Source organism: Janthinobacterium sp. P210006, assembly GCF_036231885.1.
Lineage (GTDB): Bacteria > Pseudomonadota > Gammaproteobacteria > Burkholderiales > Burkholderiaceae_D > Janthinobacterium > Janthinobacterium violaceinigrum.
In genome coordinates, this window is record NZ_JAZARD010000003.1 from 933,288 (window position 1) to 956,242 (window position 22,955).

Here is a 22,955-nt window from a genome sequence, read left to right on the forward strand (position 1 = left end):
CATGCTGCCACGGTTCTCCTGCTTCCGCACCCCATTGCTCGGCCTGCTCCTGCTGGCGGCCGTTCCCGGCGCCAGCGCCGCCATCTATGCCGAACGCGGCTTTGGCGAAAGGGATGGCAATGGCAGCATCGCATCCGACCTCAATCCCGCTGGCCTGGTGGCCGGCGTCATCCTGGAAGAAGAAGGACGGCGCCGCGCCGTGACGTATCAGCATGGCCGCATCCGCGAATTGGGCACCCTGGGCGGCAATGAAGGTTTCACCAAGGCCATCAATACCCATGGCGTGGTGGTGGGTTCCGCGCAGACGGCCAGCGGCGCCTGGCATGCCTTCCGCTTTGAGGATGCGGGCGGCATGCGCGACCTGGGCACCCTGGGCGGCACCAGCAGCTATGCCACGGCCATCACGCGCGACGGCACGATCGCCGGCTATGCCGATACGAGCGGCGGCGACTTCCACGCCTTCGTCACGAAAGCCGATCACAGCCTGCAAGACCTGGGCACCCTGGGCGGCGCCAGCAGCTATGCCAGCGGCCTGAACACGCATGGCGTGGTGGTGGGCACGGCGCAGCGCAGCGACGGCTTCCGCCGCGCCTTCGTCTACCGCCCCGGCACGGGCATGCAGGAAATCGGCACCCTGCCCGGCGGACGCATCAGCTCGGCCACCGCCATCAATGACGCGGGCCTGATCGTGGGCGCGTCGGAAACGGAGAAACGCCGCTGGCACGCGTTTGCCTGGGACGGCAAGCGCATGCTCGACCTGGGCGCCATGATCGGCCAGGGCGACAGCTACGCCACGGCCGTCAACGCGGCCGGCCATGTGGTCGGCAGCGTCAACATCAACGGCTATGAGCCGATGACCTTTGTCTACAAGGAAGGCGTGATGACGGTGCGCCGCCGCGACGACGGCCTGTACCTGACCAACAAGATCACGGATGCGGGCCTGGTGGTGGGCGCCATCTACACGGGGCACAAGTTCCAGGCCTTCGCCGTGCCGTCGCAAGCGGCTCCCGCGCCGCACCGCAGCAACCCGCTGGACTGGCTGGTCATCACCTTCCTCATCTCCGCCAGCGGCGTGCTGCTGTACAAGCTGCAGCGCCGCCACCGCGCGGGCCTGGCGGGCCAGCGCATGCATTTCCTGTAAGGCTGCGCGGTACGGGCGTAAAAAAAGGAGGCTCGCGCCTCCTTTTTTATTGCCTGTTGACTACTTAATTTTGAGTCAAGAAGGTTTTCAGCTTGTCCGAACGCGAAGGCTGGCGCAGCTTGCTCATGGCTTTCGCTTCGATCTGGCGGATGCGCTCGCGCGTCACGTCGAACTGTTTGCCCACTTCTTCCAGGGTGTGGTCATTCGACATTTCCACGCCATAACGCATGCGCAGCACTTTCGCTTCGCGCGGCGTCAGGGAGTCCAGCACTTCCTTGATCACGTTGCGCATCGACGCGTGCAGCGCGGCGTCCAGCGGCGCCAGCGTTGTGTTGTCTTCGATGAAGTCGCCCAGTTGCGAATCGCCATCTTCGCCCATCGGCGTTTCCATGGAAATCGGCTCTTTCGCGATCTTCATGATTTCGCGCACCTTGTTCTCCGGCATTTCCATCTTGACGGCCAGGGTCGCCAGGTCCGGCTCGCTGCCCGTTTCCTGCATGATCTGGCGCGAGATGCGGTTCATCTTGTTGATCGTTTCGATCATGTGCACGGGCACGCGGATGGTGCGGGCCATGTCGGCGATCGAACGCGTGATGGCCTGGCGGATCCACCAGGTGGCATAGGTCGAGAACTTGTAGCCGCGGCGGTATTCGAACTTGTCGACGGCCTTCAGCAGACCGATGTTGCCTTCCTGGATCAGGTCGAGGAATTGCAAGCCGCGGTTGATGTATTTCTTGGCGATCGAAATCACCAGGCGCAAGTTGGCGACCGTCATTTCGCGTTTCGCGTGACGGGCGCGCTTTTCGCCGGCAGCCATCTGCTTGTTAATCTTGCGCAAGTCCGCCAGCGGCAGGGCCACGCGCGCCTGCAGGTCGATCATCTTCTTTTGCAGCTCCTTGACGGCAGGCACGTTGCGGCTGAGGATGGCGCTGTACGGGTACTTGCAGTCGACTTCGCGGTCGACCCATTCCAGGTCGCATTCATTGCCCGGGAATACCTTGATGAAGTGGGCGCGTGGCATGCCGCATTTGTTCACGCACAGTTCCAGCACGGCGCGCTCGATGTGGCGCACTTCTTCCATCTGGCCGCGCAGGGTGTCGCACAGCTTTTCCACGACCTTGGCCGTGAAGCGGATGCCCAGCAATTCCTGCGAAATGGCTTCCTGCGCCTTGACGTAGGCTTTCGAGTTGTAACCCTCGGGCGCCTTGCGCATCTTGTCGTACTGCGTGGAAATGACGTTGAATTTCTCCAACGCATTCTTTTTCAGCTGGGCCAATTGCTCGCTGGAGAAACCGGCCGCGCCGCCATTGGCGTCGCCGTCTTCTTCCTCTGCTTCTTCTTCCTCTTCCTCGTCGTCGCCGCTGGCGGCGACAGGCGCGGCGGCAGCAGGGGCCGGGGCATTGCTTTCGTTCAAATCGACAAAGCCGTCGACCACTTCATCGACCTTGATTTCATCGCGCGCGATTTTTTGCGACAGCGCAACGATTTCACCGATCGTGGTGGGACAGGCGGAAATCGCCTGGATCATGTCCTTCAGGCCGCCTTCGATGCGCTTGGCGATCTCGATCTCGCCTTCGCGCGTCAGCAGCGCCACGGCGCCCATTTCACGCATGTACATGCGCACGGGGTCGGTGGTGCGGCCGAAGTCGGAATCGACCGTCGACAGGGCGGTCGCGGCAGCCGCTTCCACTTCATCGTCGCTGGTGACGGTGGCGACGTTGTCGGTCAACAACAGGCTTTCCGCGTCAGGGGCGCGTTCGTAGACGGCGATGCCCATGTCGTTGAACGTGGCGATGATGCCTTCGATGGCTTCCGGATCGATGATGTTTTCTGGCAATTGGTCATTGATCTCGGCATAGGTGAGGAAACCGCGTTCCTTGCCCATGTTGATCAAGCCCGTGATCTGCTTGCGGCGGCGTTCCAGGTCCGCTGCCGACGCTTCCGGATCGCCCAGCGCGTCCGCCAGGCCGCCCTTGGCCTTGCGGTCGCGCGCTTTCGACACGGCCTTCAGTTCGGCGCGCTCGACGGCGTTCAGTGCGGCCACTTCATCGTTTTCCGGCGTGAATTCGCTGGGCTTGCGGCCGCGGCGGCCCGGCACCTTGACGGTCGGCAAGAAGTAATTCGAGGTGTCGATGGCGGCCAGGGCATCGGCGTCCGTGGTCTTGCTGACCACTTGCGCGCCGGTAATGATGGTCACGGGCGCCGCTTCGGGCTTGGCGCGCACGACTTTCGAACGGGCTGCCGTCACCACTTTGTTCGTGGCGGCGCTTTCGCTGACCTTGCGCGGTGCAGGCGCTGCCTTGGCGCTGGGCGCCACCTTGACGCTCGGCGTCTTGGCGGGCGCCGCTTCTACGGCTTCGGCAGCCTCGGCCACGGGCGCGGCAACCGCTGCTTCCGCTACCGTTTCGGCGGGCGGCACGGCAGCCAGGCGCGAGCGGCTTTTCTTGACGACGGTGACAACGGTAGGCGCCGTCGTGACGGTGGCTTCCGGATTCGCTTGCGCATTATCGATGAAGTAAGATAAAGTCGTTTTTGGTACGGCAAGCGGTGCCGCGGCTGGGCGTGGCGCCTTGGCGGACAACGTTAAAGTTTTTGGCGTATTCTTCATGAGATATCTCTTAATGCGAGACCAGATGGTGTCGGCGCGAAGTGAATGATTCCACCTAAGCCTGCGAAACCGGACTCGATGGAGCGTATTGTTGCGGCTGCCGTTAACGGCAGCGGCGCCTGTCTATCGGGACGTTCAAAGCCCGCGCATCCAGCGGCGGCGGGGCCGAAGCCGGGTCAGATAAATAAGCGATGTACATTGCGGAATGAAAAAAAGCCCGTACCAGAACGGGCTTGAATCTATTGTTGTTCAGTGAAGACACAGCGGAGAGCAAGATTATGCACGAAGGCCAGTTATCTGGATAATTGATAAGCAAAATATCTGATATCAAAAATGTCAATAATCATGGCCCTGCACCGCACTGCTCCTATCCCCTGCACACCTGAGCCAGACCGTCAAACATGGGGTCCAGTCATCAGCGCAAGCCGACATTATACACATTTCCCGCATTTCGCGCTGTGGCCGCTGTAGTGCGGACCCGCCTATCGCAGTGCAAGTTGCCAAAAAAGACAATGCACTTGCCTGTGGCGCGTGCTATGCTCCCCTTTTATAGCCCAACCAATGATGTCGATGACCAGCTCCACGCCAGACCAGCAAGCCACCACTCCTGACACGCCAGTCGATGCAGCCCCAGCGGCGGCACCGGCCGCAGCGACCACGCCGGCGCCTGCCGGCCTGACCGCGCGCGCGCTGCTCAAGCAATTCCAGGAGCAATTCCCGCCATTCCGCGATTGCCTGCCCTTGTCGATCGGTATCGACAAGCAGATCCTGGCGCGCCTGCCGGACCTGGACCGCAAGCTGATGCGCACGGCGCTGGGCATCCACACGGGTTCGCTGCGCTACCTGCGCGTGATGGAAAAAGCCAAGGTACGCTACGACCTCGACGGCACAGCCGGCGCGGAAGTGACGCAAACGCACCGCGACCACGCCACGCAAGTATTGCAGCAACGCTTCAAGAAAGAAGCCGAGCGCAAGAAAGCCGAACGCGACGCCGCGGCCGCCGAAGAAGCGAACCGTTTGCGCCTGGAAAAACTGAATCAGCTGACCGCGAAATTCTCGCGCAAAGGCTGATCCGGTTTCATGGACACAGCTGCCGCACCGCCACTGCCCCCGTATCAAGGCATCGCACTCGACCACGTCAAGCTGGTACGCACCAGTGACGACGCCAGGGCAGCCATGGCTGCCCTGCTGGCAGCGGACGCCATCGGCTTCGATACGGAATCGAAGCCGACGTTCGTCAAGGGCGAGTCCTCCACGGGACCGCACCTGATCCAGCTGGCCACCGACGACATCGCCTACCTGTTCCAGGTGGGCAGCACGCCGGCCCCGGCCCTGGCCGAACTGAAAGCCATCCTCGAATCGACCACCACCTTGAAGGTGGGCTTCGGCCTGTCCGACGACGTCAAGCGCCTGCGCAACAAGCTGGGCATCGCGCCGGCCCAGGTGCTCGACCTGTCCGTCGCCCTGCGCGGCGGCCAGCGCAACGACCTGGGCGCGAAGACGGCCGTGGCCAAGTTCTTCGGCCTGCACCTGCAGAAATCGAAAAAGATCTCCACCACCAACTGGGCCACCGCGCGCCTGACGGAAAAGCAGATCCTGTACGCGGCCGACGATGCGCAAGTGGCCCTGCGCGTGTACCGCCGCTGGATCGCCGACGGCGGCAAGGTCACGCCGCAGAAGGCCCCGCGCGCCAGCACGCCGCCGGCGCCGCCCGCCGTGCCTGCCTGAGCGGGCCCAGCCACCGCGCCTGGCCGGCACCGTCACATATTCGCATGAGCAAAAATACATCGACCGGCACCACGCCCGCCGCGATCGCGGCCGCCGAACAGGCGCTGGGGCGCGCGCTGCCCCCGTCCTTCGTGCAATGGTTATTGGTGAACAATGGCCGCGCGCTGGGCGCCTTGAGCGTGTTTCCCGTCTACGATGCGGCCAACGCGCGCAAGACGTGGGAATCGATTACGCGCCACTACCAGGAAGACTGGCAGGAGTGGCTGGAGAATCTGGACGGGTCCGGCAACGACGCCGGCAGCCTGCTGCCCTTTGCCCAGTTCGGCACGGGCGATTACTATTGTTTTGACTATGCGCAAACGGGAGCGGCGGGCGAACCGGCAGTCGTGCTGTGGTCGCACGAAACCGGCGCCACCACCACGGTGGCGCCCGGCTTTGCTGCATTCCTGGCGCTGCCCGGCCGCCCGGGCTGACACCCGGCAGGCCGTGCAGCCTTACTTGACGAGGCGCAAGGTCAAGGGGTAGCGGTAGGTGACGCCGTTGCTGGCCTTGACGGCCGCGACGATCGAGCACACCAGGTTGGCCAGCGCCACCACCCAGAACAGGAACAGGCCGATCAGCACGAACGACAGGATGAAGCAGGCGAAATACCAGATGATCAGGGTGATCTGGAAATTGAGCGCTTCGCGGGCGTTCTCGGCCGAGAATTTATCCGCATCGTCTTTCTTGATCAAATAAATGATCAGCGGCGCCACCCAGCTGGTGAACAGGCCGCCAACGTGGGACAGGATGGCGATCGTCGTATCTTGCGTACGACCCACTTCCGGCTGCGTGTTATCCATTATCATTCCCATCATTAGTTATAGATACATCAATATAACAGCAATATTTCTTTTTGGAATGAAACACTTGCTGCCACCAGGGACTTTTTTTGCATGCGTCGTTAGGCCGCCGCCTGCGCCAGCCGCCCCAGGGTGGCGATGGCCTCTTCCAGCTGCGGGCTCCACGGGTGGCCGTAATTGAGGCGGACGCAGTGGCGAAACGCGCGCGTGGCGGAAAAAATGGGGCCGGGCGCGATGCTGATGCCGGCCGCCAGCGCGCTGCGGTGCAAGGCCAGCGCGTCGACACTGGCGGGCATCTCCACCCAGACGAAATAACCACCCTGCGGCCGCGTGACCCGCGTGCCAGGCGGAAAATGCACGGCGATCGCTTGCAGCATGGTGTTTTGCTGCGCCGCCAGGGTCAGCCGCAGCTGGCGCAAATGGCGGTCGTAGCCGCCCTGCGCCAGGTAGTCGGCCAGCGCCATCTGCAGCGGAATCGGCGCCGACAGGCTGGTCGTCAGTTTCAATCGCTCAACCTGGCGCGCGTAGCGGCCCGCCACGGCCCAGCCCAGCCGGAAGCCGGGCGCCAGGGTCTTGGAAAACGAGCTGCAATGCATGACGAGGCCCGCGCTGTCGTGGCTCTTCGTCAAGCCCGGGCGCTGCTTGCCGAAGTACAGCTCGCCATACACGTCATCCTCGATCAGGGGCACGCCATGGCGCGCCAACAACGCAACCAGCGCGCGCTTCTTTTCCGGCGGCATCAGGCTGCCCAGGGGATTCTGAAAGCTCGTCATCAGCCAGCACGCCTTGGGCTGGTGGCGCTGCAGCAATTCCTCGAGCGCCGCCAGGTCGACCCCGTCGCGCGGGCTGGTGGCGATCTCGACAGCTTTGAGTTCCAGCCGCTCCAGCGCCTGCAGACAGGCATAGAAGCTGGGCGACTCGATCAGCACCGTGTCGCCGGGCCGCGTGACGGCTTGCAGGCACAGGTTCAGCGCTTCCAGCGCCCCATTCGTGATGACGATGTCGTCGCTGGAAACGGGCACGCCGTCGAGCTGGTAGCGCAGGGCGATCTGGCGGCGCAGTTCGGCATTACCCAGGGATAAATCGGTGACGGTGCTCCACGGGTCGAGGCGGCGCATGCTGGCCGACACGGCCCGCGCCAGCCGTTCCATCGGGAACAGATGGGGGCTGGGGAAGGCCGAGCCGAAGGGCACGATATCGCGCGCGCCCGCAGCCCCCAGCACTTCGAACACGAGGTCGCTGACATCGACGGTGGTGCTGGCGTCGAGCGGGTGCGAGCTGTCCGGCTCGGGGGCCAGCGCGGCGCGCTGCGGCGCCACGTAATAGCCGGAGCGGGGACACGAGACGATCATGCCCCGCGCCTCAAGCAAATAGTAGGCCTGGAACACCGTCGACGGGCTCACGCCGCGCCGCGCATGCTGCTGGCGCACGGAAGGCAATTTATCGCCCGGCAGCAACAGCTGCGTGGCTATCATGGCGGCCACTTCTTCCGCCAATTCCTCATATCGTTTCAACCCTGCTCCTCAAACTGATCCGTAGTTTTATTGCACAACTGATCCTGTCACCGTGACAGCACACGTTATATGCTAGGGTAACAACATCCGGGGAGCAACACCGGCACGCCATACCGACCGACGAGACAGGTGACCTTTCCATGCGACTTTCCAGGCAACTGCATTCCCTCTCCCTGCTGGCGCTGGCCGCCGCGCTGCCCGGCATGGTGCTGGCCGCGCCCGCCGCCGTCTCCGCCAGCCACGACAGCCTGGACCAGCGGATCAAGGCGTGCACGGCCTGCCATGCGCCTAAGGAGCGCCACGACGCCTTCTTTCCCCGCATCGCCGGCAAGCCGGCCGGCTACCTGTACAACCAGCTGCTCAATTTCCGCGAGGGAAGGCGCCAGTATCCGATGATGAACTACATGGTCGAGCACCTGCCGGACGACTACCTGCGCGAAATCGCCGATTACTTCGCGGCGCAACACCCTGCCCCGCCGCCGGCCCAGCCCAGCAGTGCCGGCACGGCGGCCCTGGCGCGGGGCAAGCAGCTGGTGCTGCACGGCGATCCCGGCAAGAAGATTCCTGCCTGTATCGCCTGTCATGGCGAGAAGCTGGCCGGCGTGGCGCCCGCCATCCCCGGCTTGCTGGGTTTGCCGCGCGACTACATCAACGCCCAGCTGGGCGCGTGGAAGAACGGCATCCGCCGCGCCCACGCACCCGACTGCATGGCGCAAGTGGCCCAGCGCCTGTCGGACGCCGACGTGGGCGCCGTCTCGGCCTGGCTGGGCACGCAGGTGGCCAGCGCCGACGCGCGTCCCGCCGCCAGCATCGCCCTGCCCTTGCCGCTGCACTGCGGCGGCGTGCCCGGTTCCAGCGCGCAGGTGGCGCCATGAAGAAATGGATGATCGCGGCAAGCCTCGTGCTGATCGCCGGCGGCAGCGCCACATTCCTGCTGTACCCGGACGACGACCTGCTGCCGCCCGCTGTTGCCAGCAACCTGAGCCGGGACCAGCTGGTCGCGCGCGGCGCCTACCTGGCCAAGGCGGGCGACTGCATGGCTTGCCACACGACGCGCGGCGGCGTGCCGTACGCGGGGGGACGTGCCTTGCAGACGCCGTTCGGCAAGGTGCTCTCGCCCAACATCACGGCCGACAGGGAAACGGGCATCGGCAACTGGACGGCCGACGATTTCTGGCGCGCCATCCACAACGGCAAGTCGAAAGACGGCCGCCTGCTGTATCCGGCCTTTCCCTACACCAACTACACCAAGGTGCAGCGCGAAGACAGCGACGCCCTGTACGCGTATTTCCAGAGCGTGCCGCCGCACAGGCAGGCAAACGCGCCGCACGCGCTGCGCTTCCCCTACAACCAGCAGATCGCGCTGGCCGCCTGGCGCGCGCTGTACTTCAAGCCGGGCGTGTACCAGCCGCTGACGGAAAAAAGCATGGAATGGAACCGCGGCGCCTACCTGGTGCAGGGCCTGGGCCACTGCAGCGCCTGCCATAGCAGCCGCACCACCCTGGGCGGCAGCGACGACGGCCTGTCGGGCGGCCTGATCCCCGTGCTGGGCTGGTACGCGCCTTCGCTGACGTCGGACGCGGAAGCGGGCCTGGGCGACTGGGACACGGCGCATATCGTGGAATTGCTGCAAACGGGCGTGTCGCCGCGCGCCACCGTCTTCGGCCCCATGGCCGAGGTGGTGCGGCAAAGCTTGCAGCACATGGGCACGGCCGACGTGCAGGCGATGGCCGTGTACCTGAAAAGCCTGCCCGGCCCCGCGCAAGCGGTCAAACGGACGCCGCGCGACACGTCGGAGCAGGCCCGGCAGCAACTGGCGCTGGGCGCCAAACTGTACGAGGCGCAATGCGCAAGCTGCCACCGGGACGACGGCAAGGGCGTGCCGCCCGGCTACCCGCCGCTGGCCGGCAACCGTGCGCTGACAACCGTCTCGGCCGTCAACGCCATCCGCCTCGTGCTCAACGGCGGCTTCGCGCCCGGGACCAGCGGCAATCCGCGTCCCTACGGCATGCCGCCGTTCGGCCCCGTCATGGATGACGCCGAAGTGGCCGCCGTGGTTACGTATCTGCGCGCGTCGTGGGGCAATGATGCGCCGGCCGTGTCGGCGCTGGAGGTGAACAAGTACCGCAGCGTGCCGCTGGAGTAAGGCGCCTGCAGAACGTCAATGGCGGCTTGCATCGCCTTGCCCTGAACGTCTTGCAGGCACGCATACGAAAAAAAACCGGCCAGCGCCGGTTTTTTTCATCGCAAGCAGCAGTGCTCAACGGAACTTGCTCTTGTGCCCCGTCTTCAGGTCCAGCGCATAGCGCACGCCATTGTCTGTCAGCATGACTTCATCGGGCGGCTCTTCGCCGGCCAGGGCGCCGTCGATCAGGGGCAAGCCTTCGCCCTTGCGCATCAGGTCGTCGCAACGCTCGTACACGTTCGCGCAGCCCGTGGAGGCCATCAGCGATTGCACGATGGCCACTTTCCACGCATCGACGCCGCCCGCGTTGAATTCGCAGATCAGGTAGCCTTGCACGCCGCCAAACAGCTGCACCACCAGGCCCGGCAAGCCCTCGTCTTCGCCCTTGATCAGGGTCAGCAGCTGGTTCTCGCCCGCCTTCTTGATGGCAGATAATTTTTTCTCGATGGCGGCCTTGACCCGGCGCTTGATCAGCGCGTGGTCGACGGGTTCGTCTTCCTTGAAGCTCCAGATGCGCGCACGGATCTGCGACTTCGAATTGTAGGCGGCGCGGGCGATGAACTGCTTCGACGAGCTTTGCACAATGGCCGTCGAGCCCGGCTTCATTTTTTCCTGCGGCTTGCCTTCGACTTTTTCAATCGCGGACGCGTAAATCCACGATTGGCCCAGCAAGCTCTTTTCCTTGCCCTGTTTGATGGTGATGATCAGCATGTAATTCCAGTAGTGGGACCGGCACCTGCCGGTCGTCGTATGTCCAATACCCGCATGATACCTCATGCCATCCTGTCGCATCCTCCTGCATTCTGTGCCGCCGCTGCCGCAGTCTGTCGCAGCGCGGTACGCAAGCGCGGCCGGCTCGCATACCATGCAGGCATACCAATTCAAAACAGGGAGCAAGAATGACACATCCACTTTTCCATCCCCGCCAGGCCCGCGCCGCCACCGCCCTGCTGCTGGCCGCCTGTGCGCTGGCCCTCCCGGCCGCGCCGGCGCTGGCGTCGCCGCTCGACTGGATTTCCGGCAACAGCATCCAGGGCAGCGGCAAGCTGCAGAAGCAGACGCGCGAGGTCGGCAGTTTCCATGGCGTGGCGCTGAACGTGCCGGGTACGGTCGAGCTGCGCATCGGCAACACGGATAGCATCACCATCGAAGCCGACGACAATATCCTGCCCCTGATCGAGACGGCGGTGGAAAACGGCACCCTGCGCATCCGCCCCGCCAAGCGCAACGCGAATTTCCGCCAGAGCAGCCTGAACATCGTCATCCAGGCGCGCCAGGTGGAACGCATCAGCGTGGGCGGTTCGGGCAACATCACGGCGACGGGCTTGCGCGCCGAGAAGCTGCGCTTCGACGTGGGCGGCTCCGGCTCCATCCACGCGCGCGACCTCGACAGCCGCATGGTGTCCGTGGCCATCGGCGGCAGCGGCAACTTCAAGGCCAGCGGCAAGACGGAGCAGCTGACAGCATCGATCGGCGGCTCGGGCAATATCCAGGCGGGCCGCCTGGGTGCGCGCGAAGTGCAGGTGAGCATCGGCGGCTCGGGCGAGGCGGAAGTGTGGGCCAAGGACGACCTGACCATCAGCATCGGCGGCTCGGGCGAAGTCAGCTACTACGGCGACCCGCGCATCAGCCGCAGCATGCAGCGTTCGAGCAGCATCAGGCGCCTGGGCGCGGCGCCGAATTAAGCACCCGCAATGACAAAAGCCCGGATCGCTCCGGGCTTTTTGCATTGCACACAGCCAGAATCAGCGGGCCGGCTTCACCGGCTCGCGGTCGATCAGCACCGTGTTGACGCTGTCCGTCAGCCAGATCTGGCCATCCTGGATCGTGCATTGCAGCTGCATCGTGCGCTGCGCCAGCTTGCTCATGTCTTGCGCCGCTTCCGACGGCAAATTGATCACGGTCAGGTTCTTCGCCCGCTCCAGCTTGTTCGCGATCTGCTTCCACCAGATGTGGCTGGTTGCGCCATAGCTGTAGACGATCACCTGTTCCGACCGGCCGCAGGCCTTCAGGATGCGTTTTTCATCCGGCTGGCCCACCTCGATCCACAGCTGGATGGCGCCCGTCAGATCCTTCTGCCACAGGTCGGGTTCTTCCGTGTCGAACAGGCCCTTGGTGAAGGTCAGCGCCTCGTCGGCGTGGATGGCAAATGCCAGCAGGCGCACCATCATGCGCTCGTCCGTTTCGGACGGGTGGCGCGCCAGGGTCAGCGCGTGATCCTGGTAGTAATTGCGGTCCATGTCGGCGATCTGCAGATCGGCTTTGAAAATTGTTGCTTTAAGGGCCATCGTATTTCTGTCTCAGTAATCAATCAGGTAAGTAAATGCTGTCCGCCAATTTAGCGGAAGACGACCGTCTTGTCGCCATTTTTCAGGATGCGGTGCTCGACGAACCATTTCACGGCGCGCGCCAGCACCACGCACTCGACGTCGCGGCCGATGGCCGTCAGGGTCTCGGCATCCATCGCATGGTCGACGCGCTCGACGTCCTGCTCGATGATCGGACCTTCATCGAGGTCGCCCGTGACGAAATGGGCCGTCGCGCCGATCAGCTTGACGCCGCGGTGGTGCGCCTGCGCATACGGCTTGGCGCCCTTGAAGCTGGGCAGGAAGGAATGGTGGATATTGATGGCGCGGCCGTCGAGCGCCTGGCACAGGCCCGGCGACAGGATCTGCATGTAGCGCGCCAGCACCACCAGATCGATCTTGTGCGTGTCCATCAAGTCGACGATCTTCGCTTCCTGCGCCAGCTTGGCCGCTTCCGGCGCGCCCGCCGCCAGCGGCAGGTGGTGGAACGGAATATTGTAGCTGGCCGCCAGCTGATAGAACTCCATGTGGTTCGACACGATGGCGGGAATTTCCACGTTCAGCAAGCCGCTCTTGTAGCGGAACAGCAAATCGTTCAGGCAATGGCCGATCTTCGACACCATCAGCATCACGCGCGGCTTGACGCGCGCATCGTGCAGCTGGCCGTGGAAAGGGCCATTCAACTGCATGGCTTGCGACAGGTCGGCAAAGTCGCTGCGCAGCTGGGCGTCGCTGACGGCGCCGTCTTCCAGCGCGAAATGCACGCGCATGAAGAACAGCTGGGATTCCTGGTCGCCGAACTGGGCGGAATCGAGGATGTTGCAGCCGCGTTCGGCCAGGAAGCCGGACACGCGGTGCACGATGCCGCGCTGGTCCAGGCAGGACAGGGTCAGGATGTATTCGGGATGCGTCATGGTCGCGGAATAAGGCAAAAAAGTAGGGCTATGCTCGGCTCAGCCACGCGCGCCGGCCATCGGCTGCGCTGCCGCGAGCCGGCTATTGTCGCACGGCCGGGCCCGTAAACCTGCATTTTCCACACAAGCAGCATGGCGGCCGACGGCGGCAAGCCAATTCACGTTCATTTGATCTAACGCAAAATCATCGCGTTTTTCCCTCAGCCAGGCCCGATTCCCGCGCCAAACCGGCATCTGGCGTGGAACCTGGCACGCCATCCGGCGTCTATCCCTTTGCTTGTCTCACCATACGCCGCATCCGGTGCACCGGGTGTTTCCTGGATCAGTTTTTCATTGAGGTAGAACATGTTCACAAACAGTATTCCCCCCAGTTTCAGCCCCGCCCTGAAGTCCCATCTGGAGGCCCAGTGCAATTTCGCCACGGAACTGTCGCGCAAGCTGTTCGATACGGCGCAGCAATTAAGCGAACTGCACCTGCGGCTGGCGCAAGACCTGCTGCAGGAATGGAGCAACGCCAGCCAGCGACTGCTGTGCGCGCGCGACACGGGCGAGTTCCTGTCGCTGGCCGCGGCCCAGTTGCAGCCGGGTAGCGACAAGCTGCGCCAGTACCAGCAGCAACTCGGCAATCTCGTCGCCAACGCCAATGTCGAAATGAACCGCACGGCAGAGAACCACCTGCCCGAAACCAGCCGCACGGCCGTGGCCTTCGCTGACGAAGTGGTGCGCAAGACGGCCGAAGAAACGGAAAAAGCCACGCAGCGCCAGCGTGAAATGATCGAAAAAATGCAGATCACGGGCCACCGCGACGGCGCGGGCCACAGCCGCGATACGGGCAGACAATCCGATCAGGCGCATTGAGCATCTGATTCCCACTCGACAGCAAGGAGACCGACATGGCTAACAATCAAGGTAATGAGCAAGGCAAAGGCGCTGGCAGCAGCCAGAAAGCGGGCGAATCGGGCAGCGCCAAAGGCACGAGCAAGCGGGGCTTTGCCGCCATGAATGAGGAGCAGCAACGCGAAATCGCCAGCAAGGGTGGGCAGGCAGCCCACCAGAAGGGCACGGCGCATGAATTCGACTCGGAAGAAGCGCGCCGGGCCGGGCAGAAAGGCGGCGAAGCCGTCAGCCGCAACCGCGAACACATGGCGGAAATCGGCCGCAAGGGTGGCGAAAGCCGGCAATCGGCCCAGCGCGCCAATGAAAGCCGCAGCGGCACGGCCACGCGCGCCGGCAGCACCGAGCAAGGCCGCACCGAACAGGGGCGCACTGGCCGGCAAGGCGGCAAGGACGAAGACGACAAGGGCTGACCGGGCTACCGGGCTGACCGACCCGGCAGCACGGGGCGCTTGACGACGGCACGGGGCGGCCCTGGCAACCCCGTGCCGGGACTGGCGCAGCGCTGGACGCGGCGGTATGGTACATTCTCGCCTCGCCTTCCATCCCGCCCGTCCCCGCATGCAGCCATCCCTGAAATACCTGAGCGCCTATTCCGAACAAACGCAATCGCAAGTACAGCAACTGATCGCGCAGGACAAGCTGGGCGACGTCCTGTTAAAACGCTACCCGAATGCGCACGATGTACGCAACGACAAGGCGCTGTACCAGTACGTGCAAGATTTGAAGAATGAATTCCTGCGCAATGCCGAACCCATCAACAAGGTGGCGTTCGACAGCAAGATCCATGTGATCCAGCATGCGCTGGGCTTGCATACCTCGATCTCGCGCGTGCAAGGCGGCAAGCTCAAGGCCAAGCATGAAATCCTCGTGGCCACCATGTTCAAGGAAGTGCCGCTGGAATTCCTGCGTATGATCGCCGTGCACGAACTGGCGCACGTGAAGGAAAAACAGCACGACAAGGCGTTCTACAAGCTGTGCACGTATATGGAACCGCAGTACCACCAGTACGAATTCGACGTGCGCCTGTACCTGACCCAGCTCGACCTGTCCGGCCAGCGCCTGTGGTCGTGACGCAAAAATGACAACGCCCCGGAGAAACTCCGGGGCGTCGTGACGGGCGCCAGCCTGTGGGCATCGCCGCCGGCTAAAACGGGCGGCGGCTTGCGCATGCGCCGGCGTGGCCGGCATCAGGTGGCGCCAGGCTCAGGCGGCGTTCTTGCGGCGGCGTTCTTGCGGCGGCGCAGGAAGGCCAGCAGACCCAGTCCGCCCAGCATCATGCCGTACGTGGCTGGTTCCGGCACGGCGCTGACGCTGGCGGTCACATTATCGACCTGGAAGGTGTGCAAGGCGCCTTCCTGCCACGTTGCCGACAGCAGGTTGTTGAAACCCGTGAACGTGTAATTGCTGAAATTATGGCTGCCATCGAGGCTGAAGGTCTGGGTCACCGTGCCGCCGCCCACCTTATTGCCGACGAACGTCACGTCGTAGGGGCCAGGCAAGCTCACGAAGTCGGCCAGGCTGATCGAGCTCAGCGAGAATGCGGCCCCATCGTTACGGCTCAATGTGGTTGTCGTCAGCACCGTGGCGCCAAGGCCGGCCGAGCCCGCATAGGCAAAGTTGCTTTGATGGGCAGAACTGAGCAAGCCCAGGAAGCTGCTGTCGAAATTGTAGCCGCCTTCGGAATAGGAATCGAAGACGGAGCCGAGGATGCCGGGTTGTTCCAGCGGATCAAAGCCGATGATGGTGGTTTGAGCGTGGGCGCCGCCGGCGGCGAGGATGGCAGCGACAGCAGTCGCGCGCAAGAGGGTCATTGGTTTCACAATTGCATCCTTTCAAAATGATGAAGTAGCGAGGTTGTGGCAACTTGCAATACTTAGGCGTCGTAGCGGGAAACGGGAGGCGCCTCGCTGGGTGTCCGACATGCCTGTCTTTTGAACAATTCCAGTAGAACACATTAATGCATAAAAAGCATCTTCATTTTCAAAAAAACATGCCTCATAGGAAACATTGTGGCCATATTTTTATTAATTAATTTATTGAGCTTGATCAATTTTTCCGTGTAGAAATAAAAAAAGCCATGCCCTTTTCAGGGCATGGCTGTCTCGCTGGGCTACGGTGGCGCTAGGGTGCGCACTCCTTCAGGCGCTGCACCAGCGCTGCCGGATCGGCATCGGCGTTGAGGAAGGCCGCGTGCTGCGGACGGATGAAGCCCTGCTCCTTGCCGTTTTGCACGAAAGCAATCAAGCCGTCATAAAAACCGTCGACATTGAGCAAGCCGATGGGCTTGGCATGCAGGCCCAGCTGGGCCCACGTGAGCATCTCGAACAGTTCTTCCAGCGTGCCATAGCCGCCGGGCATGGCGATGAAGGCATCGGACAGGCTGGCCATCATCGCCTTGCGCTCATGCATGTCCTTCACGATAAACTGGCGCGTCAAGCCCGTGTGGCCCACTTCGCGCTCGACCAGCTGGGTGGGAATCACGCCCGTCACCTCGCCGCCCAGGCGCAGCACTTCATCGGCGATCACGCCCATCAGGCCAACCTTGCCGCCGCCATATACCAGTGAAATATTTTCCGCCACCAGCACGCGCGCCAGTTCGCGCGCCGCCACGGCATAGTCCGGCGAGACGCCCGCATTGGCGCCGCAGTACACACATAAAGCCTTGATCACAGTAATCCTTACCCTTTCAGTTCATCGATCGCCGCCTCGACCTCGAGGCGTTCCTTGGCGTCCAGTGCCACGCAGTCGGCCGCCTTTTCATACAGGGCCAGCGCTTCCGCCAGCTTTTTCTTTCCGTCGAGCATGTTCAAGGCGCGCGCATATTCGCTGTACGCCAGCGCCGAATACGGCGTCAGGGCCAGCGCCGTCTTGAAGTGCTGATAGCCGTCTTCCTTGTTGGCGCCATACGTCAGGTTGCCGATCATGGCCCCGACCTTGTCGATAATTTCCGTATGATAAATCCCAAATGCAATATGCGCTTCCGCATGCATGGGCGCCACCGTCATCGTGCGGTCCAGGCTGTTGCGCACGCGCGCGCCCATGCCCTGCGCCAGGGCCTTGACGACGGAAGTGCCCAGCGCATAGCGGCCCAGGCTGTAGGCATGCCAGTAATAGCCGGCCGGATTGTCCGGCTGCTCGCTCTGCTGGCGCTCGCAGCGTTCCGCCACTTCTTCGTACATGTCGAGTTTCTGGCTGTCGCTCACTTCCAGATGCGTGGCGTAGATGCAGGTGGCCTTGTGCGCTACCGCATAGCCGGGCACGCCGACGGCCAGGCCCAGCTTGGCCGCGCGCTCGAAATCGCCCGCGTGAAACGCCAGCCAGGCTTGCACCAGCGCCGGATGCGTGGGAAAGGATTCCACGTCGCCCGCATGCAGGCGGGCCCAGGCCGCCGCCAGGGTGTGCGGCGTGTAGACATATGCGTCATCCGGATAGGGAAATTGTTTCCAAGCCATACATCTCTCCTGTAAATAACGACTTGCCGCCTTGCCGCCAGCGGCCCCGTCAGTCGTTCTTGAGTTTGGTCACATACTCTTCCGACAGTTTGCGAAACAACAAATGCGTTTCGTTGCGTAAATACGGCCCGATCAGGGACAGCACCTGGTAGCAGCCGCGCGCCAGCGCATCGGACATCGATTGCTGCTCGCTGTACTTGCGCGGGTTGCGCACATACTCGTACGACAGCCAGTAGGTGGCAACGACCACCATATTCGTCGCCATCGCAGCGACTTCCATGTCCGACGCTTCCAGCGACTGTTCACTGCGCAAATCTTCGCACAGCTGCGTGGCCACCTTGATCTTGTGCGCCAGGATCAGCTTGAAGTGGAGTTCCAGCTTGCGGTTGCGCGACAGCAAATCGTTGAGGTCGCGATAGAAAAAGCGGTAGCGCCAGATCAGTTCGAACATCAGGTGCAGGTACAGCCAGACATCCTCGATATTCGAACGGCGCCCGTCGGGCACGGTCAGGATGCGTTCGATTTCCGCCTCGAACTGGACGAAGATCGAATTGACGATGTCGTCCTTGTTACGGAAGTGGTAATACAGGTTTCCCGGCGAAATGTTCATCTCTTCCGCAATCACGGTCGTCGTGATATTCGGCTCACCAAACTCATTGAACAGGCGCAGCGACAACTCCAGGATGCGTTCGCGGGTACGGCGTGGTGCTTTTTGTAGCATGGCGGGCAATCTCTCTGTGTTCTGCCGCAAGCATACCACCTAAAATAGCCGTAATGAAACACTACGCCCCCCGGCGCCGGCGAAAACCGGAGGCAAAAAAAAGCCTGCGCGAGCAGGCCGGGCGGGATGCGGCGCCAACTCAGGCGGACGGTGCTTTTTTCTGCGCCGCCGGCTTAGTCACTGGCTTGCTCGCCGCCTTGCTTTCTGGCTTGCTTGCCGGCTTGCTCACTGCCTTGCTCGCAGGCTTGGCCGCGGCGCGCGGCGCAGCCTTGGCCGGGGCCTTGGCGACGACTGTTTTCGGCGCGGCTTTCGACACGGCTTTCGGTGCCGCTTTCGGCGCCGCCTTCACGGCGGGCTTGGCCGCAGCCTTCGGTTTGGCCGCCGGCGCGGCCTTGGCCGACAACGCCGCCACCTGCAGGCTCAAGGCATCGATCTTCGCGTGCAGCGCGGCGATATCGTCTTGCCGGGGCACGCCGATGGTGGCCAGCGCGCGCGCGACGCGCTCTTCAAACACTTGCTCGAGCTTGTCCCAGGAACCGCTGGCCTGCTTGCCCACGCCATCGGCCAGCTTGCTGACGCTGTCGCTGACACCGGCCACCTTGTCTTCGGCCCGCTTCTGGAATTCCGTGCCTTCCTTGACCAGCTTGGAAAACACGCGGCCGCCCTCCTCCTGCGCCTTGGCAAAGGCCCCGAGGCCCGCTTGCCAGATCTGCTGCGCGGACGAGCGCACGGCGCTTGCCAGTTCCTTGTCTTCCGTCAGCTCCTTCAATTTCTTCACCATCGCCAGCTCCCGTTATCTGAAAGGCCATGCCACATCATGGATGTTTTTTATTCTAGTGAGCAAAACTAGAGACGGGGGTCTAATTCGATAGAAATTGGCTTCTAAACGTGCGCCAGCGCACGTCCCGGCCGGCGGCTTGCGCGGCGGTGCCTAGGCCGCCGCTTTCACGGGGCCGTGCAGCAGCTTATGCAGGCGGAAGCCTTCGCGGATATTCTCGCGCAGCACGGCGCCTTTCCACGGCTTGGTATAGAAGCGGTCGACGGCGCCGCGGTTGATGGCCGCCATGATGGGGGTCAGGTCGGCAAAGGCCGACAGCATGATGCGGAAGGTGTCGGGGCACAGGTGCTTGACCCGCTCCATGAATTCGGTGCCGCTCATGAGCGGCATGCACTGGTCGCACAGGATCACCTGCACCTTGTGGCGCGCCAGGATGTCGAAACCCTCGGCCGCCGTCTGCGCCGTGAGGATGCGGTAGCCGTCCTGCGCCAGGAAGTCGCTGAGCACGTCGAGCATGAAGACATCGTCGTCGACGATCAGCAAGGTTTGCTGCTCGTCCCCGCCGGCATCCTGCGGCGCCTGCAGCAGCTTGCCGCCCATCAGCATCTGCTCGAATTCCTCTTGCGGCACGGGGCGGCTGAAATAATAGCCCTGCATCTCGTCGCAGCCGTGGCGCCGCAGGTAGGCCAGCTGCGCATCGTTTTCCACGCCTTCGGCGATCACCTCGAGCTTCATGCTGTGCGCCATGCTGATGATGGCCAGCACGATGGCCGCGTCGTCCGGATTGCTGGTCACTTCGCGCACGAAGGCGATATCGATCTTCAGCTTGTCGATGGGGAAGCGCTTCAGGTAGGCCAGGCTGGAATAGCCGGTGCCGAAATCGTCGATGGAAATCTGGATGCCCAGCGCCTTCAGGTTGCGCAGCACGGCGATGGTTTCCTCGGCATTCGACATCAGCGAGCTTTCCGTCAGCTCCAGTTCCAGCAGCTCGGGCGCGATCTCGTGCTTGCGGATCGCCTTGAGCACCTCTTCTTCCAGGCCGCCGACGAAAAACTGGATGCCCGACACGTTCACCGACAGGTGCACGGGACCGATGCTGCTGGCGCCCCACTCGCTGATCTTCCTGCAAGCCTCGTCGAGCACCCAGTTACCGACGCGCACGATCAGCCCCGTTTCTTCCAGCAGGGGGATGAACAGGGCCGGCGACACCATGCCGTGGCCGGGGCGGCGCCAGCGTATCAGCGCCTCGGCACCGCTGATGCGTCCCGAGATGATGTTCACCTTGGGCTGGAAGAACAGCACGAATTCCTCGTTGTCGATGGCGCGCCGCAGGGCATTTTCCATGTCCAGCCGCGCCATCGACTGCGCGTTCATTTCCGCCGTGAAGAAGCGGAAGGCGTCGCGGCCCGCTTCCTTGGCGCGGTACATGGCCGTGTCGGCATATTGAATCAGGGTGTCGGCATCGACGCCATCGTCGGGGTACACGGAAATGCCGATGCTGACCGTCACCGTCACCTCGTGCCCCTGCAAGTCGAAGGGCTTGCGCATCGCTTCGCGGATCTTGTCGACCACGCCCACGGCATGCTGGGCGCCTTCGGGCAGCAGCAGGATGGTGGCAAATTCATCGCCGCCAAAGCGGCCGATGGTGTCGCGCACGCGCAGGCAATCGACGAGGCGGCTGGAAAACTGGCGCAGCAGGTCGTCGCCGATGGTGTGGCCCAAGGTGTCGTTGATATTCTTGAAGCGGTCGATGTCCATGAACAGCACGGCCACGGCCCACTGGTGTTCGGCCGCCTGGGCCAGCGAATGGGTCAGCGAGGCGTAGAACTGGCTGCGGTTCGGCAAGCCCGTCAAGGTATCGAAGTGGGCCAGCTTCATCAGGCGCTGCTCGGCATCCTTGCGCTCGGTGATATCGCGCGCCACGGCCACCAGGATCCAGCTCTGCCCCGAGCGCAGGGTGCGCCGCTGCACTTCCACCGACAGCGGCGAGCCATCCTTGCGCTGCAGCTGCAATTCCGTCATGGGGCCGCCCTGGTCGCCCGCCAGCAGCTTGTTGTACAGTTCTTCCAGCTGCGTCTCGCCCTCGCTCGCGCGGCCCGGCCCCACGCGCAGGAAATCCTCGCGCTCGAAGCCCAGCATGCGGCAGGCAGTCTGGTTGACGTCGACGAAGCACATGCCGGCGCGGTCGACGAGGAAAATCGCGTCCGCCGTGGCGTCCATCGCCAGGCGGAAGCGGCGCAAGTCTTCATCGAGGCGGATGCGCGCCGCCATGTCCAGGGTCAGCTGCTCGTGGTGGCGCTTGATCTCGTCGTACAGCAGCAGGTTGTCGTAGGCGACGGCGATCTGCGCCGCCACCGTGGCGGCGACGCGCTCGTCGACTTCGGAAAACTCGTTCGCCCCCAGCTTGTCGACCAGGTACAGCCAGCCGTGGCTGCGTTCGCGCGAGGCGATGGCGACGCCCAGGAAAGAGTGCACGGGCGGGTGCGTATCGGGCAGGCCCAGCGCGCCGGGATCGCCCTTCAAGCCGTTCACCCGGTAGGGCTGGCGCTGTTCCAGCAAGCGGCTCAGGATGCCCGTGCGCGGCGCGCTGGCGATGCGCTCGAGGTTTTTCTCGGCGCCGCACGAGGAAAAATAACTGAGCTTTTCGGCGCCCTCTTCCAGCACGCCGATGCAGGCATATTTGGAGACGCAGATATTCTGCGCCACCTTGCAGCCCGCCTCGATCAAAGCGCGCGGATCGCGTTCGGCGCCCAGCTCGATGCCCAGTTCGATCAGGGCCGTCAGGCGCAGGCTCACCGCCTGCAGGCTCGACAGGGAACGCGACAGGCGCTCCGTCATGATGGCCAGGTCTTCGGGAATGGCGGCCTGGCCCTCGCGCTGGCTGGCCAGCTGCGAAATCTGCTGGCTGCTGGACTCGAGTTCGTCGAGGTAGCCGCTGACCTGGTGCTCGATGCCGGCCAGCTTGCCCGTGGCGGGCGGGGCCGTGCTGCCGCCGGCGCCCGGCGCGTCCGGCACCTGCGTCGCCGCCGGCATCAGTCCCAGCGCTTCATTGACCGTGCGCACGATGACTTCGGGGTCGGACGGCTTGGGCAGCACCCAGCGCACGCCGCACGCCTGCGCCAGCAAGATCGCTTCCTGTTCGCGGTAGGTAGCCGTATAGAAGATGATGGGCACGTCGGCCAGCGCGGGATCGGCATGCACGCGCGTGACGAATTCGTAGCCGTCCATGTTCGGCATCAGGATGTCGGAGATGATCAGGTCCGGCCGCTCCGTGCGCAGCACTTCCAGCGCGTCGGCGCCATTGGCCGCCTCCAGCAGGCGGTGGCCGCCGTAGCCCAGCAGCGCGGTCAGGAACTCGCGGTTCAGCACATGATCATCGACGATCAGTATCGTAGCTATGTCGTTTTTAACTGGCGTCGACGGCGCCCCGGGTAAAAAAGATTCCAGCTCCGCCACGAACAGGTCGGGCTCGATCGGTTTGCCGATATACCCGTTGAACCCCGCTTCGAGCAGGCGTTCGCGGTCGCCCACCATGGCCAGCGCCGTCACGGCCAGGGCCGGGATCTTGCGCAGCAGCGGGTCTTTCTTCAGCTCCGCCACCACGCCATAGCCGTCGAGCTTGGGCAAATGCACGTCGCAGATGATCAAGTCCGGCAATTCGCTGCGCGCCATGCGCACGCCCTCTTCGCCGTCATAGGCGGCCAGCGGCGTGTACCCGAAGGCACGCAACAGGTACACCATCAATTCCATATTGGTGGCGTTATCTTCGATAATCAGGATACGTGCGGACAATTAGCACCCCCAATAAAAACTGCATGGACTCATTTTCTGCCTGCACCCATCATTCCGCTTGCGCGGTCAACATAATA

General features: G+C 63.3%; 22 protein-coding genes. 10 read left to right on the forward strand and 12 right to left on the reverse strand.

The features are described 5' to 3' along the window. Position 1: 1 nt before the first annotated feature. On the forward strand, positions 2 to 1,141 hold the full coding sequence (locus tag VPH41_RS18125; RefSeq protein ID WP_328571020.1) for an HAF repeat-containing protein: 1,140 nt from the start codon (positions 2 to 4) through the stop codon (positions 1,139 to 1,141). A gap of 64 nt (positions 1,142 to 1,205) precedes the next feature. Here VPH41_RS18125 and rpoD read toward each other — a convergent pair whose 3' ends face one another. Further along, on the reverse strand, positions 1,206 to 3,749 hold the full coding sequence (gene rpoD, locus VPH41_RS18130) for an RNA polymerase sigma factor RpoD (RefSeq protein ID WP_152282531.1): 2,544 nt from the start codon (positions 3,747 to 3,749) through the stop codon (positions 1,206 to 1,208). A 561-nt stretch (positions 3,750 to 4,310) separates the two neighbouring features. On the opposite strand from rpoD, the gene VPH41_RS18135 reads away from it, so the two are divergent. The 3 genes from VPH41_RS18135 to VPH41_RS18145 are packed head-to-tail and all read left to right on the forward strand — an operon-like array spanning position 4,311 to position 5,950. Next, entirely contained in the window at positions 4,311 to 4,820 is a 510-nt protein-coding gene (locus tag VPH41_RS18135) for a ProQ/FINO family protein (RefSeq protein WP_034758713.1), read from the forward strand. Between the two features lie 9 nt (positions 4,821 to 4,829). After that, a complete protein-coding gene (locus VPH41_RS18140; RefSeq protein WP_328571021.1) occupies positions 4,830 to 5,477 on the forward strand; it encodes a 3'-5' exonuclease in 648 nt (215 codons plus the stop codon). 44 nt (positions 5,478 to 5,521) lie between these two features. Next, positions 5,522 to 5,950 (forward strand): SMI1/KNR4 family protein, encoded by a 429-nt coding sequence (locus VPH41_RS18145; protein ID WP_328571022.1) that lies wholly within the window; start codon positions 5,522 to 5,524, stop codon positions 5,948 to 5,950. 21 nt (positions 5,951 to 5,971) lie between these two features. On the opposite strand, the gene VPH41_RS18150 is transcribed toward VPH41_RS18145, so the two are convergent. Both VPH41_RS18150 and VPH41_RS18155 read right to left on the reverse strand, forming a co-directional pair. Further along, on the reverse strand, positions 5,972 to 6,319 hold the full coding sequence (locus VPH41_RS18150) for a DUF4870 domain-containing protein (protein WP_152258157.1): 348 nt from the start codon (positions 6,317 to 6,319) through the stop codon (positions 5,972 to 5,974). 101 nt (positions 6,320 to 6,420) lie between these two features. Further along, on the reverse strand, positions 6,421 to 7,833 hold the full coding sequence (locus VPH41_RS18155; protein ID WP_328571023.1) for an aminotransferase-like domain-containing protein: 1,413 nt from the start codon (positions 7,831 to 7,833) through the stop codon (positions 6,421 to 6,423). Between the two features lie 140 nt (positions 7,834 to 7,973). Between VPH41_RS18155 and VPH41_RS18160 the strand changes: the two genes are divergently transcribed. Then, the gene (locus VPH41_RS18160; RefSeq protein WP_328571024.1) at positions 7,974 to 8,708 is read left to right on the forward strand and encodes a c-type cytochrome; all 735 of its coding nucleotides are present in this window, start codon (positions 7,974 to 7,976) and stop codon (positions 8,706 to 8,708) included. Next, the gene (locus VPH41_RS18165) at positions 8,705 to 9,979 is read left to right on the forward strand and encodes a c-type cytochrome (protein WP_328571025.1); all 1,275 of its coding nucleotides are present in this window, start codon (positions 8,705 to 8,707) and stop codon (positions 9,977 to 9,979) included. The genes VPH41_RS18160 and VPH41_RS18165 overlap by 4 nt, the downstream gene beginning before the upstream one ends. A 114-nt stretch (positions 9,980 to 10,093) precedes the next feature. On the opposite strand, the gene VPH41_RS18170 is transcribed toward VPH41_RS18165, so the two are convergent. Beyond that, a complete protein-coding gene (locus VPH41_RS18170) occupies positions 10,094 to 10,729 on the reverse strand; it encodes an SAM-dependent methyltransferase (RefSeq protein ID WP_152253319.1) in 636 nt (211 codons plus the stop codon). 188 nt (positions 10,730 to 10,917) lie between these two features. Between VPH41_RS18170 and VPH41_RS18175 the strand changes: the two genes are divergently transcribed. Beyond that, the gene (locus VPH41_RS18175; protein ID WP_328571026.1) at positions 10,918 to 11,703 is read left to right on the forward strand and encodes a head GIN domain-containing protein; all 786 of its coding nucleotides are present in this window, start codon (positions 10,918 to 10,920) and stop codon (positions 11,701 to 11,703) included. A 60-nt stretch (positions 11,704 to 11,763) separates the two neighbouring features. Here the strand turns inward: VPH41_RS18175 and VPH41_RS18180 are convergent, their stop codons facing one another. Beyond that, positions 11,764 to 12,306 carry a YaeQ family protein gene (locus tag VPH41_RS18180; protein WP_070291303.1) on the reverse strand — a complete coding sequence of 181 codons (543 nt, stop codon included), beginning with the start codon at positions 12,304 to 12,306 and terminating at the stop codon, positions 11,764 to 11,766. 50 nt (positions 12,307 to 12,356) lie between these two features. Continuing rightward, entirely contained in the window at positions 12,357 to 13,238 is an 882-nt protein-coding gene (gene purU / locus VPH41_RS18185; protein WP_152282523.1) for a formyltetrahydrofolate deformylase, read from the reverse strand. 345 nt (positions 13,239 to 13,583) lie between these two features. On the opposite strand from purU, the gene VPH41_RS18190 reads away from it, so the two are divergent. The 3 genes from VPH41_RS18190 to VPH41_RS18200 all read left to right on the forward strand — a co-directional run bounded on the left by VPH41_RS18190 (position 13,584) and on the right by VPH41_RS18200 (position 15,206). Further along, entirely contained in the window at positions 13,584 to 14,096 is a 513-nt protein-coding gene (locus tag VPH41_RS18190; protein ID WP_287778467.1) for a phasin family protein, read from the forward strand. A 35-nt stretch (positions 14,097 to 14,131) separates the two neighbouring features. After that, a complete protein-coding gene (locus VPH41_RS18195; protein ID WP_328571027.1) occupies positions 14,132 to 14,545 on the forward strand; it encodes a KGG domain-containing protein in 414 nt (137 codons plus the stop codon). A 148-nt stretch (positions 14,546 to 14,693) separates the two neighbouring features. Further along, on the forward strand, positions 14,694 to 15,206 hold the full coding sequence (locus tag VPH41_RS18200; RefSeq protein WP_328571242.1) for a M48 family metallopeptidase: 513 nt from the start codon (positions 14,694 to 14,696) through the stop codon (positions 15,204 to 15,206). Positions 15,207 to 15,322: 116 nt separating this feature from the next. Here the strand turns inward: VPH41_RS18200 and VPH41_RS18205 are convergent, their stop codons facing one another. From VPH41_RS18205 to VPH41_RS18230, 6 genes are all read right to left on the reverse strand, one after another. Then, positions 15,323 to 15,955, reverse strand: a complete 633-nt coding sequence (locus VPH41_RS18205; RefSeq protein ID WP_442906285.1) for a PEP-CTERM sorting domain-containing protein — start codon at positions 15,953 to 15,955, stop codon at positions 15,323 to 15,325. 301 nt (positions 15,956 to 16,256) lie between these two features. Beyond that, positions 16,257 to 16,802, reverse strand: a complete 546-nt coding sequence (locus VPH41_RS18210) for a TIGR00730 family Rossman fold protein (RefSeq protein WP_193317465.1) — start codon at positions 16,800 to 16,802, stop codon at positions 16,257 to 16,259. A gap of 11 nt (positions 16,803 to 16,813) precedes the next feature. Beyond that, the gene (locus tag VPH41_RS18215) at positions 16,814 to 17,587 is read right to left on the reverse strand and encodes a hypothetical protein (protein WP_328571028.1); all 774 of its coding nucleotides are present in this window, start codon (positions 17,585 to 17,587) and stop codon (positions 16,814 to 16,816) included. A 49-nt stretch (positions 17,588 to 17,636) separates the two neighbouring features. Further along, positions 17,637 to 18,308: a TetR/AcrR family transcriptional regulator gene (locus tag VPH41_RS18220; RefSeq protein ID WP_034758777.1), complete on the reverse strand. Its 672-nt coding sequence runs from the start codon at positions 18,306 to 18,308 to the stop codon at positions 17,637 to 17,639. Between the two features lie 139 nt (positions 18,309 to 18,447). Next, complete coding sequence (locus VPH41_RS18225; protein ID WP_328571029.1) at positions 18,448 to 19,089, reverse strand: phasin family protein; 642 nt, start codon at positions 19,087 to 19,089, stop codon at positions 18,448 to 18,450. Between the two features lie 150 nt (positions 19,090 to 19,239). Continuing rightward, positions 19,240 to 22,878: an EAL domain-containing protein gene (locus tag VPH41_RS18230; RefSeq protein WP_328571030.1), complete on the reverse strand. Its 3,639-nt coding sequence runs from the start codon at positions 22,876 to 22,878 to the stop codon at positions 19,240 to 19,242. Positions 22,879 to 22,955 lie beyond the last annotated feature (77 nt).

Coding starts and splice junctions, on each gene's coding strand:
- VPH41_RS18125 (WP_328571020.1), top strand. CDS start 2: ATGCTGCCACGGTTCTCCTGCTTCCGCACCCCATTGCTCGGCCTGCTC.
- rpoD (WP_152282531.1), bottom strand. CDS start 3,749: ATGAAGAATACGCCAAAAACTTTAACGTTGTCCGCCAAGGCGCCACGC.
- VPH41_RS18135 (WP_034758713.1), top strand. CDS start 4,311: ATGATGTCGATGACCAGCTCCACGCCAGACCAGCAAGCCACCACTCCT.
- VPH41_RS18140 (WP_328571021.1), top strand. CDS start 4,830: ATGGACACAGCTGCCGCACCGCCACTGCCCCCGTATCAAGGCATCGCA.
- VPH41_RS18145 (WP_328571022.1), top strand. CDS start 5,522: ATGAGCAAAAATACATCGACCGGCACCACGCCCGCCGCGATCGCGGCC.
- VPH41_RS18150 (WP_152258157.1), bottom strand. CDS start 6,319: ATGGATAACACGCAGCCGGAAGTGGGTCGTACGCAAGATACGACGATC.
- VPH41_RS18160 (WP_328571024.1), top strand. CDS start 7,974: ATGCGACTTTCCAGGCAACTGCATTCCCTCTCCCTGCTGGCGCTGGCC.
- VPH41_RS18165 (WP_328571025.1), top strand. CDS start 8,705: ATGAAGAAATGGATGATCGCGGCAAGCCTCGTGCTGATCGCCGGCGGC.
- VPH41_RS18170 (WP_152253319.1), bottom strand. CDS start 10,729: ATGCTGATCATCACCATCAAACAGGGCAAGGAAAAGAGCTTGCTGGGC.
- VPH41_RS18175 (WP_328571026.1), top strand. CDS start 10,918: ATGACACATCCACTTTTCCATCCCCGCCAGGCCCGCGCCGCCACCGCC.
- VPH41_RS18180 (WP_070291303.1), bottom strand. CDS start 12,306: ATGGCCCTTAAAGCAACAATTTTCAAAGCCGATCTGCAGATCGCCGAC.
- purU (WP_152282523.1), bottom strand. CDS start 13,238: ATGACGCATCCCGAATACATCCTGACCCTGTCCTGCCTGGACCAGCGC.
- VPH41_RS18190 (WP_287778467.1), top strand. CDS start 13,584: ATGTTCACAAACAGTATTCCCCCCAGTTTCAGCCCCGCCCTGAAGTCC.
- VPH41_RS18195 (WP_328571027.1), top strand. CDS start 14,132: ATGGCTAACAATCAAGGTAATGAGCAAGGCAAAGGCGCTGGCAGCAGC.
- VPH41_RS18200 (WP_328571242.1), top strand. CDS start 14,694: ATGCAGCCATCCCTGAAATACCTGAGCGCCTATTCCGAACAAACGCAA.
- VPH41_RS18215 (WP_328571028.1), bottom strand. CDS start 17,587: ATGGCTTGGAAACAATTTCCCTATCCGGATGACGCATATGTCTACACG.
- VPH41_RS18220 (WP_034758777.1), bottom strand. CDS start 18,308: ATGCTACAAAAAGCACCACGCCGTACCCGCGAACGCATCCTGGAGTTG.
- VPH41_RS18225 (WP_328571029.1), bottom strand. CDS start 19,089: ATGGTGAAGAAATTGAAGGAGCTGACGGAAGACAAGGAACTGGCAAGC.